At 69.8% G+C, this 13,713-nt stretch carries 12 protein-coding genes; 4 read left to right on the top strand and 8 right to left on the bottom strand.

The window, feature by feature from the left end:
- Positions 1 to 67 precede the first annotated feature (67 nt).
- Together ABNQ40_RS24455 and ABNQ40_RS24460 are read left to right on the top strand one after the other, a co-directional pair.
- A complete protein-coding gene (locus ABNQ40_RS24455; protein WP_109050029.1) occupies positions 68 to 262 on the top strand; it encodes a hypothetical protein in 195 nt (64 codons plus the stop codon).
- Positions 263 to 306: 44 nt separating this feature from the next.
- Positions 307 to 504 (top strand): hypothetical protein, encoded by a 198-nt coding sequence (locus ABNQ40_RS24460; protein WP_109050030.1) that lies wholly within the window; start codon positions 307 to 309, stop codon positions 502 to 504.
- Between the two features lie 129 nt (positions 505 to 633).
- Here ABNQ40_RS24460 and ABNQ40_RS24465 read toward each other — a convergent pair whose 3' ends face one another.
- Positions 634 to 1,368 (bottom strand): Crp/Fnr family transcriptional regulator, encoded by a 735-nt coding sequence (locus ABNQ40_RS24465; protein ID WP_109050031.1) that lies wholly within the window; start codon positions 1,366 to 1,368, stop codon positions 634 to 636.
- A gap of 227 nt (positions 1,369 to 1,595) precedes the next feature.
- Between ABNQ40_RS24465 and ABNQ40_RS24470 the strand changes: the two genes are divergently transcribed.
- Complete coding sequence (locus ABNQ40_RS24470; RefSeq protein WP_109050032.1) at positions 1,596 to 1,997, top strand: hypothetical protein; 402 nt, start codon at positions 1,596 to 1,598, stop codon at positions 1,995 to 1,997.
- Between the two features lie 97 nt (positions 1,998 to 2,094).
- Complete coding sequence (locus ABNQ40_RS24475; protein ID WP_391347573.1) at positions 2,095 to 2,931, top strand: DUF502 domain-containing protein; 837 nt, start codon at positions 2,095 to 2,097, stop codon at positions 2,929 to 2,931.
- Here ABNQ40_RS24475 and recG read toward each other — a convergent pair.
- The 7 genes from recG to ABNQ40_RS24510 all read right to left on the bottom strand — a co-directional run bounded on the left by recG (position 2,883) and on the right by ABNQ40_RS24510 (position 13,560).
- Complete coding sequence (gene recG / locus ABNQ40_RS24480; RefSeq protein WP_109490922.1) at positions 2,883 to 4,964, bottom strand: ATP-dependent DNA helicase RecG; 2,082 nt, start codon at positions 4,962 to 4,964, stop codon at positions 2,883 to 2,885. The genes ABNQ40_RS24475 and recG overlap by 49 nt on opposite strands.
- 415 nt (positions 4,965 to 5,379) lie before the next feature.
- A complete protein-coding gene (locus ABNQ40_RS24485) occupies positions 5,380 to 8,349 on the bottom strand; it encodes an ATP-binding protein (RefSeq protein ID WP_109049772.1) in 2,970 nt (989 codons plus the stop codon).
- A 52-nt stretch (positions 8,350 to 8,401) separates the two neighbouring features.
- Complete coding sequence (locus ABNQ40_RS24490) at positions 8,402 to 8,824, bottom strand: response regulator (protein ID WP_109049771.1); 423 nt, start codon at positions 8,822 to 8,824, stop codon at positions 8,402 to 8,404.
- 56 nt (positions 8,825 to 8,880) lie between these two features.
- Positions 8,881 to 9,960: a chemotaxis-specific protein-glutamate methyltransferase CheB gene (gene cheB, locus ABNQ40_RS24495; RefSeq protein WP_109049770.1), complete on the bottom strand. Its 1,080-nt coding sequence runs from the start codon at positions 9,958 to 9,960 to the stop codon at positions 8,881 to 8,883.
- Positions 9,957 to 11,399 (bottom strand): chemotaxis protein CheW, encoded by a 1,443-nt coding sequence (locus tag ABNQ40_RS24500; protein ID WP_109049769.1) that lies wholly within the window; start codon positions 11,397 to 11,399, stop codon positions 9,957 to 9,959. Before ABNQ40_RS24500 ends, cheB begins: the two co-directional genes overlap by 4 nt.
- The gene (locus ABNQ40_RS24505; protein WP_391347577.1) at positions 11,396 to 12,322 is read right to left on the bottom strand and encodes a CheR family methyltransferase; all 927 of its coding nucleotides are present in this window, start codon (positions 12,320 to 12,322) and stop codon (positions 11,396 to 11,398) included. The genes ABNQ40_RS24500 and ABNQ40_RS24505 overlap by 4 nt, the downstream gene beginning before the upstream one ends.
- On the bottom strand, positions 12,319 to 13,560 hold the full coding sequence (locus ABNQ40_RS24510; protein WP_391347579.1) for a methyl-accepting chemotaxis protein: 1,242 nt from the start codon (positions 13,558 to 13,560) through the stop codon (positions 12,319 to 12,321). The genes ABNQ40_RS24505 and ABNQ40_RS24510 overlap by 4 nt, the downstream gene beginning before the upstream one ends.
- Positions 13,561 to 13,713 lie beyond the last annotated feature (153 nt).

Raw genomic sequence — 13,713 nt, forward strand, 5'->3', positions numbered from 1 at the left:
AAAGCCAACGTATTTGGCATTGGGTATACCAGTATATAGTCTCCTCAACAGCCCGAAGGAGACGACAATGACCACCACCACTTTCCAGCCCGGCACCGAACACCACGCTTCGACCGATGCCCTGCACGCCGTCGCCGAATTCCCGGTGGCTTGGTTCGAAGCCACCCCGGCCTATCTGGTCCTGCGTCCGATCGGCGCCTTCCTGCGCGAATGGGTTGCAGCCACCCCGGCCGGTTACCTGCTCGGCCTGCTGAAGCGCTGACACCCCGCCACCCCTTCCGACATTTCCAGCCGACGGAGACGATCATGAGCATCCTCAGCCTTCATCATGGCGATCACGGCATCCATGGCGACACCCAGACCCAGCATCCGGTCCGCGAGTTCGCCGCCGACTGGTTCGAAGCCACCCCCGCGGCGATCCTGCTGCGTCCGGTCGCCGCGTTCCTGACCGAATGGGCCATGGCCACCCCGGTAGCGATCCTGGTCCGGTCTCTGCACCGCTGATCGCGGAACAAAAGCAAAAAAAGTCTTGAGGGTTTGAAAGGCGACCGCGGCACGGCCCGACCATACGGGTTGCCGCGGCCTTTTCATTTTTAAGGGTCCGTTTCAGGGTACGCCTCCCTGCCGGCGCGCTCAGGCGCCGCCGCGGACATCCTCGACCAGCATTTCCAGCCGTGACAGATCGCGCACCACCAGCGCGTCGGGACGGCGTTCCAGCATCCCGTCGCGGGTCAGGTCGCTCAGCACGCGGGCGACGGTTTCACGCGTGGTGCTGACGCGGGCGGCAATGTCGGAATGAACGGGGATCGGGGCGATGAACGCCGACGCACCCTGGCGCGAACCACGCTTGGCGAGGCGCAGCAGTTCGGCATGAACGCGGTTGTTGGCGCCGAGCGTCGACAGTTCCATGATGCGGTCGGTGGCGCCGCGCAGCTTGTCGCACAGCCGCAGCATCGTCGCCATCGCCAGTTCCGGATGGGCGGTCACCAGCGCCTGGAAAGGCTTGGCCGGCAGGAAGGCGATCAAGGCGCCCTCCCCCAGCGCCACCACCGACGCGGACCGCGGACGGCCGTCCAGCGCCGACATCTCCCCCACCAGTTCCCCCGCCTCGATGTCGTTGAAGCTGATTTCGCGCCCACCGGCCGAATGGCTGAGCACCCGCACCCGCCCTTCGACCACGAAAGCGACGTCGCGGGTGTCGGCCCAATGGTCGATCAGCTGCTCGTCGGGAGCGAAGCGGCGCCAGCGGCATTGGCGCGCCACCCCGGCGCGCTGGTCGGCGGACAGCGGGCGAAGCAGCGCGATGCGGTCCAGGCCGGCGGCGGATGCCTCGGCCAGCCCATCGGCCGGGCTGTCGGGTTTTGTCATTCTGGTTTCGTCATGTCGGTCTTTGGCACGGAAGATTCCGGCTTCGCCCCGGACTGTATGTTGCCCCGAAGGATAGCGTGACCTGCGCAAAGGTGGAAGGCGCTGTGACCATTGGCCGGTGTCAACCCTCCGTTAACGCCGAGCGCGCAGAAGGGGGTGACGCCTCGCCGAATTTCCCATTGGCCATTTCCCATTCGCCAGTCCCATCGTTGTCCGGAGCGCCGACCATGCCGAGCCTGTTCCCCGTGCCCACCGCCCGCCGCATCGACCGGCAACGGCTGCTGTCGGTCGCCCTGATCCCCTTCGCGGCAGCCATCGCCATGGCGAGCACGGTCGCCGCCACCGGCTTCACCGCCAGCCCGCTGGGCGAGGCGAGCAGCACTCTGGGCTTCCTGCTGGATTTCGTGAAGTTCTGCTATCTCGCCGTCGCCATGGCGCATCTGTCGGGCGCCATCGCCGACCACACCTGTGGCAGCCTCGCCGCCGGCCTGTCGATGGACGAATACGACGCACCGGAACCGGTCTCGAAGGACGAGTTCTGGCGCGCCTTCCCCAACCATGTCGACGGCGCCGCCATCGCCGGGGCCGTCACGCTGCTGTCGGTGATCGCGAGCTCGCTGGTCGGCTGACACTTTTCCCAATTCCCGCGTCTCCTTACGCGGCAGTTGAGAGCGGACCGCGCTTGCCCCACTATGGCGCGGATGGACGATGGGCGGATGGGCAGGCGTGAGCGGAGATCAGACTGAACCGAAGGCCGAGGTGAAGGCCGACCCGAAAGCCCAAGGCAAGCCCCAGGCGAAAGGCCATACGGGGGAGCCGGCGCGGCATCGCCGCGAAGGCATCGGGTTGATGGGGCGCCTGCGGGCTTATTTTTTGGCCGGCATCCTGGTAACGGCCCCCATCGCCATCACCGTCTATATCGCCTGGTGGTTCGTCTCGCTGATCGACGGCTATATCCGGCCGCTGATCCCCAGCGTCTACAATCCGGAAAACTATCTGCCCTTCTCGATCCCCGGCATCGGCGTTCTGGTGGTCATCATCGCCGTCACCCTGATCGGCGCCTTCGCCGCCGGCTATGTCGGCCGGCTGGTGCTGGGCGTCGGCGAAGGCGTGGTCGGACGCATGCCGGTCGTCCGCTCCGTCTATGGCGGGGTGAAGCAGATCTTCGAGACGGTGCTGGCCAAGAAGTCGAATGCCTTCCGCGAGGTGGTGGCGATCCAGTATCCGCGCCCCGGCGTGTGGTCGCTGGGCTTCATCACCGGCAGCGCCCATCCCGAGGTGCAGGTGAAGTTGGCCGGCGAAGCCGACGACATCGTCAACGTCTTCATCCCCTGCGCGCCGCCCACCGCCGGCTATCTGGCGATGGTGCCGCGGCGCGAGGTGACCGTGCTGAACATGACCGTCGAGGATGGGCTGAAGCTGGTGATGTCCGGCGGCATCGTCGTCCCGCCCGACCGCCGCCCCACCCTGGTGGAATCGCCGGCCGAACCCGACGATGAGGATCGGGACGGCGATCAGCCCGACCGCAAGGTCTTGGCCGCCGCATCGCGTTCGAAAAGGTAGAGCAGGGTCCGCAGCGCCTGTCCGCGCGGGCTGGCAAGGTCGGGGTCGCGCTCCACCACCAGCCGGGCATCGTCGCGCGCCACCGCCAGCAGGTCGCCATGCACCGCGAGGTCGGCCATCCGGAAGCCCGGCAGGCCCGACTGGCGGGTGCCCAGAACCTCACCGGCACCGCGCAGGCGCAAATCCTCCTCCGCGATGACGAAGCCGTCCTCGGTGTCGCGCAGCGTCTTCAGCCGCGCCCGCGCCGTCTCCGTCAGGTTCGACTCGAACATCAGCAGGCAGCTCGACGGCTTCTCGCCACGGCCGACCCGGCCGCGCAGCTGGTGAAGCTGGGCAAGACCGAAGCGTTCGGCATGCTCGATCACCATCACCGTCGCTTCCGGCACGTTCACGCCGACCTCGATCACCGTGGTGGCGACCAGCACGTCCAGGCTGCCCTCGGCGAAGGCGGCCATCACCGCATCCTTGTCCGGCCCGCGCATCTTGCCGTGGACCAGCCCGACACGGTCGCCGAAGGTGGCGCGCAGGAAAGCATGGCGCTCGGTCGCGGCGGCGAGGTCGCTCTGCTCCGATTCGTCGACCAGCGGGCAAACCCAATAGACGCGTGCGCCCTCCGTCACCTTGCGCTGGATGCCGTGGACGACCTCCTCCAGCCGGTCGAGGGCGATGGTGACGGTCTGCACCGGCTTGCGGCCCGCCGGCTTCTCGGTCAGGCGCGACACGTCCATGTCGCCATAGGCGGTCAGGGTCAACGTGCGCGGGATCGGGGTGGCGGTCATCACCAGCACATCGACCGCCCGCCCCTTGGCCGACAGTTGCAGGCGCTGGTGGACGCCGAAGCGGTGCTGCTCGTCGATCACCGCCAGCGCCAGATCCTTGAAGGCGACATCCTCCTGGAACAGCGCATGGGTGCCGACCAGCAGCGGCAGCTCGCCGGACGCCAGCCGGTCGAGCACCGCCTGGCGCGCCTTGCCCTTATCGCGCCCGGTCAGCAGCCCGATCTCGACACCGGCCGCCCTGCACAGCGGCGCCAGGCTCTCGGCATGCTGGCGGGCAAGGATTTCCGTGGGCGCCATCAGGGCGGCCTGGGCGCCGGTCTCCACCGCGTTCAGCATCGCCATCAGCGCGACCACGGTCTTGCCGCTGCCGACATCGCCCTGGAGAAGCCGCAGCATCCGCCGTTCGGCGGCCATGTCGGCATAGATCTCCTCCAGCGATCCAGCCTGCGAGCCGGTCAGGGAGAAGGGCAACGCCGCCAGCGCGGCGCGGCGCAGGCTGCCGTCGCCCTGGGTTGCCCGCCCGGCCAGCCGGCGCTGGCTGGCTCGCACCAGCATCAGAGCCAGCTGGTTCGCCAGCAGCTCGTCATAGGCGAGGCGGCAGCGGATGGGCGCGGTGGCGGCGAGGTCACCCTCGTCCTCCGGCGTGTGGGCACGCTTCAGGGCCTCGGCCCAGGTCGGCCATTGGCGGCGGGACAGCCATGCCGCGTCCTGCCATTCGTCGAGTGGTGGGACATCGTTCAATGCGGCGCGCACCGCCTTGCGCAGAGTCTTGGCCGGCAGGCCGGCGGTCATCGGGTAGACCGGCTCGACCAGTTCCAGCTCTTCCTTCGCGTCGACCGGGACGACGGCGTCGGGATGGGTGATCTGGGCAGTGTCGTTGAACCACTCCACCTTGCCGGAAACCACCATGGTGGTGCCGGCGGGGATCTGCTTCGACAGCCAGTCGCCGCGGACATGGAAATAGACCAGTTCCAGCACGCCGGTCTCGTCGGTGCAGCGGATCTTGTAGGGATGGCGCGGGTTCACCGGCGGCGCGTGCGAGTCGATGCGCACGGTCAGGGTGGCGATGCGCCCATGCGGCGCCTGCGCGATCTTCGGCGAGAAGCGGCGGTCGACCACGCCGCAGGGCAGATGCCACAGCAGATCGACCACATGGGCGCCGGCCAGCTTCTCCACCAGCTTGCCCAGCCGGGGGCCGAGGCCGGGGAGTGCCGTGACCGGTTTGAACAGCGGAAACAGTATGGCGGGACGCACGGGCGGGTCGCTACCGGGAAAGCCTTCGACGGCCACCAGAAAGCCGGGAGGACCCAGCGGCGTCAAGGCTGCTGAACGGCATCGGGGAAAAGGCGGGGAAAAGAAGGGACGGCGGAGCGCACCCAAGGCCAGGGGGCCTATGGTGGGGGGCAACGTCGGCCTGGAAATTGGCTTGGACGCGCTCCGCCGATAGGTACCGTCCGGAGGCAAACGGGAGAACCGGACGGTCGGGTCCGATGGCAGGGAACCATCGGGAAGAGACACCAGATAAGAAGACGCTCAACTGTGACGGGCCGGTGTTTCGGGGGGGCTGGCCCGACCGCGTCACAAGAAGGACATTAGCCCGTCCGCCCTGTCCCCAACCTGACCCAACCATGAATTTCCCTTCATGAACCGGCCAAGCCGAACGGGTGCATCAAGCCGGCGCGTCGGCCTCCCGCCGCTGGGCCATGGCAGCGAGGCGATAGAGTTCGTCGCCGTCCAGGATGATGACGATGCGGCCGTCGTTCAGCAGGGAGACGCCGCCGACGCCGGGCACCTCGGCAAGGCCGGGATGGCTTTCGCGGACGAACAGGTCGCCGCGGCGCAAAAGCTTGTCGATTTCCAGCCCGATGCGGCGGCTGCCCTGGCGCAGCACGACGACGAGCCGCTGGCCGGGACCGGACGGAGGCCACTCCCCGTCGGCGGGAAATCCCAGCGCATCGGCGAGGCGGACCACCGGCAGCACCCGCTTGCGGCGCATGACGGTCCAGCAGCCGGAGACGCGGTGGAAATCGTCGGCAGTGAAGCCGCAGACCTCCTCGACGAAGCGGTCGGGGATCGCCAGCACCTGATCGTCGACCTGGACCAGCAGCGTGCGCAGGATCGCCGCCGACAGCGGCAGGTCGATGGCGAAGGCGGTGCCCGCCCCTTCCCGCGTGCGGATGGCGATGCTGCCGCCCAGCCGGGTGATGGCATTGCGCACGACATCCATGCCGACGCCGCGGCCGGACGTTTCGGTCACCGTGTCGGCGGTGGAGAAACCGGGGGCGAAGATGAATTCCCGCACCGCATCGGGCGACAAATGCAGGCTGTCCTCCTCGCCGATCAGTCCCTGGCGCACCGCCTTGGCGCGCACCGCCTCCGTCGCGATGCCGCGGCCATCGTCGACGATCTCGACCACGACGCGGCTGTTGCGCTGGATGGCGCGCAGGGAAAGCGTGGCCTGCGCCGGCTTGCCCATCGCCTCGCGGTCGGCGGCAGGCTCGATGCCATGGTCGATGGCGTTGCGCACCATGTGCATCAGCGGGTCGTAGAGCATCTCCACCATGCTCTTGTCGATGCGGACCTCGCCGCCCTCGGTGGCGAAGCGGACCGACTTGCCCTGCCCGCGCGCCAGTTCGCGCACGACACGGGGAAACTGGTTGAACAGGGTTTCGATGGGAACGACGCGCAGGTCCAGCGCCGCCTCGCGCAGGCGGTCGACCGAGCGGCTGAGCTGGGTGTCGAGGTCCAGCAGGTCGCGGCGGTGATGCTCGACCGCCTCGCGGAGGGCACGCAGGTCGGGATCGCCGGCACCCAGCCGCTCCGTCAAAGCGGCGAGTGCGGACTCCAGCCGCAGGTCGTTGGCGGTGGCGTTCAGGTCGCCGGACAGCAGGACCATGCCGTCGATGCGGGCCATGAAGCGGTCGATCACCTCGCCGGGCACGCGCAGCACGCCCCCCGCGGCGGTCGCCGCCGGGCGGGCGGCTGGGGCGGCAGGCGGCGGCGGGGCGGCGGTCGTCACCGGCGCACCGGCGGACTGCACCGCAGGCAGGGACGGCGCGTCGGCAGGGACCGGCACGTCAGGTGTGACCAGCTCCGCGCCATCCTCGTCCGGGTCGGACGGCGCGCAGGCGCGGATGCGCAGGAAGCCGCCGCCGGGGTCGATGCCGGCCAGGGCATCCGCCAGGGCCGGAAGCTCCTGCGGGGAGGCGATCAGCACACGCAGCCACGTCTTGCCGTCGATGAACTCCGGCCAGTTGGTGATGGCGCGCACCTTGCTGCCCATCCACTGGACGAAGCCGGACGCGACCTCCGGCGAGGTTTCCAGAAAGGCGGTGACCTCAAAGAGCCGCATCTCCGGATCGGCGATGGCGGCGCGCAGGTCGGCGGTGCTGTCGGGCGACAGGAAGCGCAGCAGGCCGGGATCGAGTCCGAGGGCCGACAACTCGTCGGCGGTCAGCGGCCGGCGCGCCTCGCCCGCCTCCCGCTCCGCCGAGACGGCATCGACAAAGGCGCGCAGGCGGCCTTCCAGCGCAGCCACCCCGTCGGCGTCCAGATCCTCGGCCGGATCGCGCGCGGCCCGCGCCGCCAGATCGGCAAGGATGGTGCGGGCATCGGCCAGCAGGAGCGGCCAACCGTCGTGGTTGGTGGCAGAGTTGGGGGCAGGGTCGGTGGGGGCCGCACGGCGCATCACATCGGCCAGCACCCGCAGCAGGGCGGAGCCGCGCGGCAGCCGGACGATGTCCAGCATCGCCGCCATGCGGTCGAGCAACCCGGCAAGTTCAGCGGCAGCGGACGCATCGGCCAGCGCCGCCGGATCGGCGAGCAACGCATCGGCGCGGGCGCCACCCTGGGCAAGGAGCTGGGCGTTGTGGTCGGCCAGCAGGGTCGCCAGGATCGCCGCGCCGGCATCCTTGCCGGTCAGCCGCCCGATGCGGGCGCTGGCGGTGGCGACGGCCTGAAGCTCGCGCAGGATGGCGTCGGCATCACGGGCGGCCAGCGCCTCGCGGAACCGGCGCAGCGTGTCGGCGAAGGGCAGGAAGTTCAGCCGCTCGCAGGCCAGCTCCAGCCGGTCGGCCGTGTCATCGACGCTGCGGAGTCCCTCCTCGTCCAGGGTGTCGAGGTCGAGCGCGCGTGTCAGCGTCGCCATCCCGTCATGCAGCAGCCCGACGAACAGGCCGAGCATCCGCTCATTCTCGTGCAGACGCACCGGCGGGGGCGGCGGTGGGGCGGCGGCGGGCTTGGCGGCGGGGCTTTCCCCGCCCAGCGCGTCGAGCCGCGCCAGCAGGTCGGCCGGCGCCTGCCCATCGCGGCGGTCGCGCATGCCAGCCTCGGCAAGTCCACGCAGCGCGTCTAGAGCCTCCAGCAGCGGGGCGGCGACCTCCTCCGTCAGCGCGAGCGTGCCGCTGCGCACACGGCCGAGGATGGTTTCCGCCCGGTGTGCCACCGCCTCCATCGCAAAGAGGTCCATGGCGCGGGCGGCCCCCTTCAGCGAATGGAAGGAGCGGAACAGGGCGGCGATCCGCTCCGCCTCCGGCCCATCGCCGGGGCCGGCGGACAGCAGCTTTTCCAGCAGGTCGAAATGTTCGCCGGCCTCGACGCCGAACTGTCGCCACAGGGTCTCGATCAGTTCGCTGCTCATGGGTCACCGCTCATCGATCACCGCTCTGGAAAGGAGGCGCCGAACCGGAAACTCAGGGCTTCGCGGGCGGGGGTAAACCGGCGGCGCGGCGGATGGCGGCGACGATGTCGTGACCCTTCTTGTGGGCAAGGTCGAGACTCATGGTGCCGGACGGCTTGGCGATGATCTCAACCGCCCCGAGGGCGCGGGCCTCGTTCGCTTCGGGCGAGCCGACCTGCGCGACGGAGGAGATGATGATCACCTTGGCGCGCGACATCAGCGACAGATGCTCCATCACCTCCAGACCCGACATCTCCGGCATCTCGATGTCGAGCAGGACGATGTCGGGCTTCAGGCTCTTGACCATCTCCAGAGCCACCTTGCCGTTTTCGGCCGCGCCGACGAGAGACAGTTCGTCGTCGGCGCGCACGATGTCGCCGATGATGGTGCGCATCAGCACCGAGTCATCGACCAGCAGGATCGTCGGCTTCGCCATGAGTAAAAGCTTCCTATGTTTGCAGCGCCTGTCGGATTCCGGGGTCTGCCTGACTGTCAGGAGAGTGTGAAGAGAGCGTTCAGCTTGCGGGCGATTGACGTAACCGGCAACACCTCCGTGGCGATACCGGTACGGATTGCCGCCCTGGGCATGCCGTCGACCGCGCAGGTCGCCGGATCCTGGACCAGAACGGGAAAGCGGCGTTCCGCGAAGGCCGCCGCCCCGCTGCTGCCGTCGTCGCCCATGCCGGTCAGGACGACGGCGACCGGCGACTCCGCCGCTTCCGCGGCGCTGCGGAAGAGCCGGTCGGCCGAGGGGTGGTAGATGGCGCCGGCCGGGTCGGCGGCATGCAGGGTGAAGCGGCCGGAAGTGCCGCGGCGCACCGTCCAGTCGCCGCCGCCGCGCAGGATGGTGACGGCTTCTGCGTCGAGCGTCTCGCCGTCGGCCCCCTCCGCCACCGGCCGGCCGAGCGAACGGGCGAGCGACGCGGCGAAACCGGCAGTGAAGCTGGCCGGCATATGCTGCGCCACCACCAGCGGACAGGGCAGCGGCCCAAGCGCGCCCAGCAGTTCCGCCAGCGCTACCGGCCCGCCGGTGGACACGCCGACGACGACGAGGTCGGGGCGGTGTCCGCGGACGGATGGGCGGAGAGATGCAGGCGGTTCGGGTGTGAGGTCGGCCACGGGAGCCGGAACGGAATCTGCAGCCCGCTCCCCCGTCAGGGCCATGCGCCAGCGGCCCCAATGGCGCACCTTCTCGGTCAGCTGGCGTTCGATGGACGCCATGTCGAAGGTGATGAAAGAGCTGTTCTTGCAGACGAAATCCACCGCCCCGGTTTCCAGCGCCCGGATGGTGGCGGCCGCCCCCTCCGACGTTTCGTTGGAAACCATGATGCAGGGCGGTCCCTTTTCTGCGGCGATGGCCTGAACCGTTTCGATTCCGTCCATCACCGGCATGTTCAGGTCCATCGCCACGACATGCGGCTTCAGTTTCCGCGACAGGCGCAGCGCCTCGGCTCCGTTGCGCGCCTCGCCGACGATCTCGATGTCGGGCGCCGGCTCCAGCATCTTGCGGAGCGCGATGCGGACGAAGTTGCTGTCGTCCACCACCAACAGGCGGATGCGCGGGTCGGTCATGGCGCGGCAGCCTCGCTCCGGGCGTCTCCGATGGGCAGCACCCTGGTGCCGGCAGCCGCGGCGGCGGTCAAGCCCTCGGGCCGCAGAACCGGGATCAGGGCATTGTCCAGGCGGATCACCGCGGCGGTCAGCCGGTCGGACAGCGGGTCGACATCCTCGCTGTCGATCTTGCGGATGCGTTGGATCTCGTCGGCGATCACCGCCACGGTTCCGCCGTCGATCTCCACCAGAACGGCGATGCCGGGCGTGGCAGGTGGCGCGCCGACCGGCGCCCGCGCCAGCAGACGGCGCAGATCGAGAACCGGGAGGATGCGGCCGTCGACATCGGTCAGCCCGTCGAAACTTTCGGCGCCCTGCGGCAGGCGCAGCCGGTCGGACACCTCCACCACGCGGCGGACCCTCTCGAACTCCAGCGCATAGATGCGGGCCTCCACCACCAGGGTGAGGAAGCGGCGGTAGAAACGGCGCGGCAGACGGCTTTCCGTCAGATCGTCGTCGGGATCGCCACCCTCGGGCACGAAACGGCCGATGTCGTCGAGTTGATCGCCCAGCATGCGCGACACGCTCCTCACGTCGAGCCAGAGTCCATCGTAATCCACGATCCGGGCCGCCGCCCCGGCCTCGCCCGCGCGCAGACGGTCCAGCGGCACGCGCACCACGCCGCGCACCCCATCCACCCGCACGCCCACCGGCCCCCGGCGCGTCCGCAGGACGACGGCGTAGCCGCCGGGCCGATCCTCAATACCGGCACCGGCACCGAGCGGGTCGGTAACCAGGATCGACCGCTTCTGCACCCGCGCCACACCGCGCACCAGCGCCGGCGCATGGGGCAGCGGATGCAGGTCGCCGACGGGGAAGACCAGCAGCAGATCGGCCATCTCCAGGGCATGGGGTTGGCCGGCGACCTCCACCATCAGCAGGCGGATGCTGGCACGCTCGCGCGACGGGTCGGGAGGCTCGGCAGCACCGCCGGACAGCGCATCTGCATCCGCCAGTCTCGGAATGGCGAGCGCCCCGCCGCGCCCCAGTTGCATCAGGTCGGGGTCTAGCAGCCGCAGGGACCGGTCGCCATGGCGCAGCCGGCCGGCCACAGGCGTACCGCCGTCCTCCGGCTCCGCCGCGCACAGCCCCACCCGCTCCGCCGTCAGCGTGCCGCCGATGCGGCCGGCGCGGAGTGCCAGCACACCGGTTCCGGCGCGCAGCACGATCAGCAGTCCGCCGCGCCGTCCGCCGCCCCAGGCCAGCCGCAACGACGGATAGCCGGTGACGTCCAGCACCGGCAGAATGCGGCCGGCCACATTCGCCAGCCCCTCCACCTGCGGCGGGGCGAAGGGAAGCCGGGTCACGCCGGTCGGCTCCGCCACTTCCTCCACCCGATCCGCGGCGACGGCGAAGGGCGTGCCGGCGATGTCGAAGGTGAGATAGCCGCAGGTCGTCATACCGCCGCCCCTCCCCGCCGGTATGCGAGCGCGCGGTCGCCGCGATGGCGCTCGAAGCCGCAGACACGGCTGCAGTTGTCCGGCAGCCGGTCGGTGGTGCCGAGCACCAGCCAGCCGCCCGGCGCCACCGCAGCGGTCAGCAGGGAGAGCGCCCGCTCGCGGCTGTCGTCATCGAAATAGATCATGACGTTGCGGCAGGACACGAGATCGAAGCCACCGGCCGGCACCCCATCCGGCAGGGCTGCATCCATCAGGTTGTGGCGGGCGAAGCGCACCACCCGGCGAGCATCGCCATGCACCCGCCGGTGCAGCGGTGCCTCCGCCCCCAGCGGCACGAACCAGCTCTCGTAATCCGACGGCATTTCGCGGAAGGGGCCCAGCCCCTCGCCGCCATAGCAGGCGTTGGCGGCCTGCCGCACGGCGATGCGGCTGAGGTCCGTGCCGAGGACCTCGACGGTCCAGTCGGTTTCCAGCCCCTGTGCGGTGCGGCGTGCGTGCCCGGCGTCGGCCAGCGCCTCCAGCGTCACGATGGCGAGACCGTAGGCCTCTTCCCCGGTGGCGCAGCCGGCGCTCCACAGCCGCAGAATCCGGGTGGTGGCGCGTTCGGCGATCAGGCGGGGCAGCAGATGGCCGCGCAGATAGGTGTGATGCGGCAGGTCGCGGAAGAAGTAGGTTTCATGGATCGTGAGATTCTCGATCAGGCTCAGCCAGTCCGGGCTGTCGGCCGGCGCCCCTTCGATCTGCGCCACCCACTCTTCCAGCACCGCCAGCGGCATCGCCGCCAGGATGCGCACCAGCTTGCGCTCCAGCGGGCGGTCGTGGCGGATGCCCGCCTTGCGCCGGACATCCTCCAGCAGCCGTCGCACCAGATCGTGCAGCGGGCCATCCGAACCGGCAGGAGGAGGAGCGGCGCCGCCGGTCACGACGCCCAGAAGCGTTCGGCCAGCCGCCGCGTGTCGTCGGCCAGCCGGGACAGGTGGACCATGGTCGCGGTGATCTCCTCCGACGCGGCGGCATTCTTGGAGGCGACGGTGCGGATGTTGCCGACGTTCGATTCGATCTCGACGATATGGTCCTGCTGGTGGGCCATGGCCGCGGCGACCGACTGGACCATGCGGTCGATCTGGGTGACCCGCTCGGCGATGCCGTCCATCATCTGCACCACCTCCGCCGTGGCGGCCATCCCCTCCTCCGCCAGTGCTGCGGCGGCCTCGACGATCTCGGCGATCTGACGGGCGCTTTCGACGGCGTTGTCGGCGAGCTTGCCGACCTCTTCGGCGACCACCTCGAAACCCTTGCCCTGTTCGCCGGCACGGGCGGCCTCGATGGAGGCATTGACCGACAGGATGTTGGTCTTCACCGCGATCTGGGTGATGGCCTCGGTGATGCGGCCGATGCGGCGGCTGTTGTCCCCGATGGTCTGGGAAACACGGACCAGCCGCGCCATCTCCGCCTTGCCGCGGTCGGCGAAACCCGCGGTGACGCGCACCATGTCGGAGGCGGCGCGGGTGCTGTCGGTGACGTCGGCGATGGCCCGGACGGAGCGGCCGACCGCATTCACCACCCGGTCGAGATCCTCGGTCTGGATGGCGGCGCCGTCGGCGACCTGCGACACCGCGGTGCTGGCCTGCCCGGCGGCGACAGCGACCTGGGCGGCCTGCTGGCCGATGTTCCGGAAAGAGGCACGGGCGTCCTCCACCAGCGCCGCCATCTCGCCATAGCGGCCGGGGAGAGGCTCTGCGGCCGGTGCGTCGCCGCCGGCTTCGTGCGTCAGGCGGCGGAGGGTCCCATGGAGACTGCCCTGGATCCGGGCGACACGGGCGAGCGCCGCGGCAATGCCTCCGGCCTCGTCGCCGCGGACGGACAGCGCCGATGCATCGTCCGGCATCCTGGGGTCCGGCGTTCCGGTGTCCGGCGTTCCGGCGGCGAGGCGGTCCGCAGCAGCCACCAGCCGCGTCATCGCATCCGACAGATCGAGCGCCAGGACACAGCCGATCAGCAGCGCCAGGGCAAGCGCGCCGCCTGTGGCAAGCCAGACGGTCTGCGGCGCGGCATCCGGAACCGCCTGGGGAAGCAGAAGGGGAACGAGCGCTGCCGCCGTGGGCAGAAGAACGGCGAGTCCGAAGCGGGGAAGGATCCGCAAGCTGGCCGGAAGGGACATCGCAGTACAGGCTCCTCACGAACGACCAGCGGCATCCCGCGACATCTCGCGGAGACCGCACGCCACCCTTATGACTTGCCGGATGCACCCCAACCGAAGCAAGGTGAATCCGGCAGATGGACTGAGATGCCGCAGTTCACGCGGGGCTTCCGC

The sequence above is a fragment of the Azospirillum sp. A23 genome, from assembly GCF_042938965.1.
Classification (GTDB): domain Bacteria; phylum Pseudomonadota; class Alphaproteobacteria; order Azospirillales; family Azospirillaceae; genus Azospirillum; species Azospirillum melinis.

Excerpts from the sequence above, each read along its gene's own strand:
- ABNQ40_RS24455 (WP_109050029.1), top strand. The coding sequence starts at position 68 with ATGACCACCACCACTTTCCAGCCCGGCACCGAACACCACGCTTCGACC.
- ABNQ40_RS24460 (WP_109050030.1), top strand. The coding sequence starts at position 307 with ATGAGCATCCTCAGCCTTCATCATGGCGATCACGGCATCCATGGCGAC.
- ABNQ40_RS24465 (WP_109050031.1), bottom strand. The coding sequence starts at position 1,368 with ATGACAAAACCCGACAGCCCGGCCGATGGGCTGGCCGAGGCATCCGCC.
- ABNQ40_RS24470 (WP_109050032.1), top strand. The coding sequence starts at position 1,596 with ATGCCGAGCCTGTTCCCCGTGCCCACCGCCCGCCGCATCGACCGGCAA.
- ABNQ40_RS24485 (WP_109049772.1), bottom strand. The coding sequence starts at position 8,349 with ATGAGCAGCGAACTGATCGAGACCCTGTGGCGACAGTTCGGCGTCGAG.
- ABNQ40_RS24490 (WP_109049771.1), bottom strand. The coding sequence starts at position 8,824 with ATGGCGAAGCCGACGATCCTGCTGGTCGATGACTCGGTGCTGATGCGC.
- cheB (WP_109049770.1), bottom strand. The coding sequence starts at position 9,960 with ATGACCGACCCGCGCATCCGCCTGTTGGTGGTGGACGACAGCAACTTC.
- ABNQ40_RS24500 (WP_109049769.1), bottom strand. The coding sequence starts at position 11,399 with ATGACGACCTGCGGCTATCTCACCTTCGACATCGCCGGCACGCCCTTC.
- ABNQ40_RS24510 (WP_391347579.1), bottom strand. The coding sequence starts at position 13,560 with ATGTCCCTTCCGGCCAGCTTGCGGATCCTTCCCCGCTTCGGACTCGCC.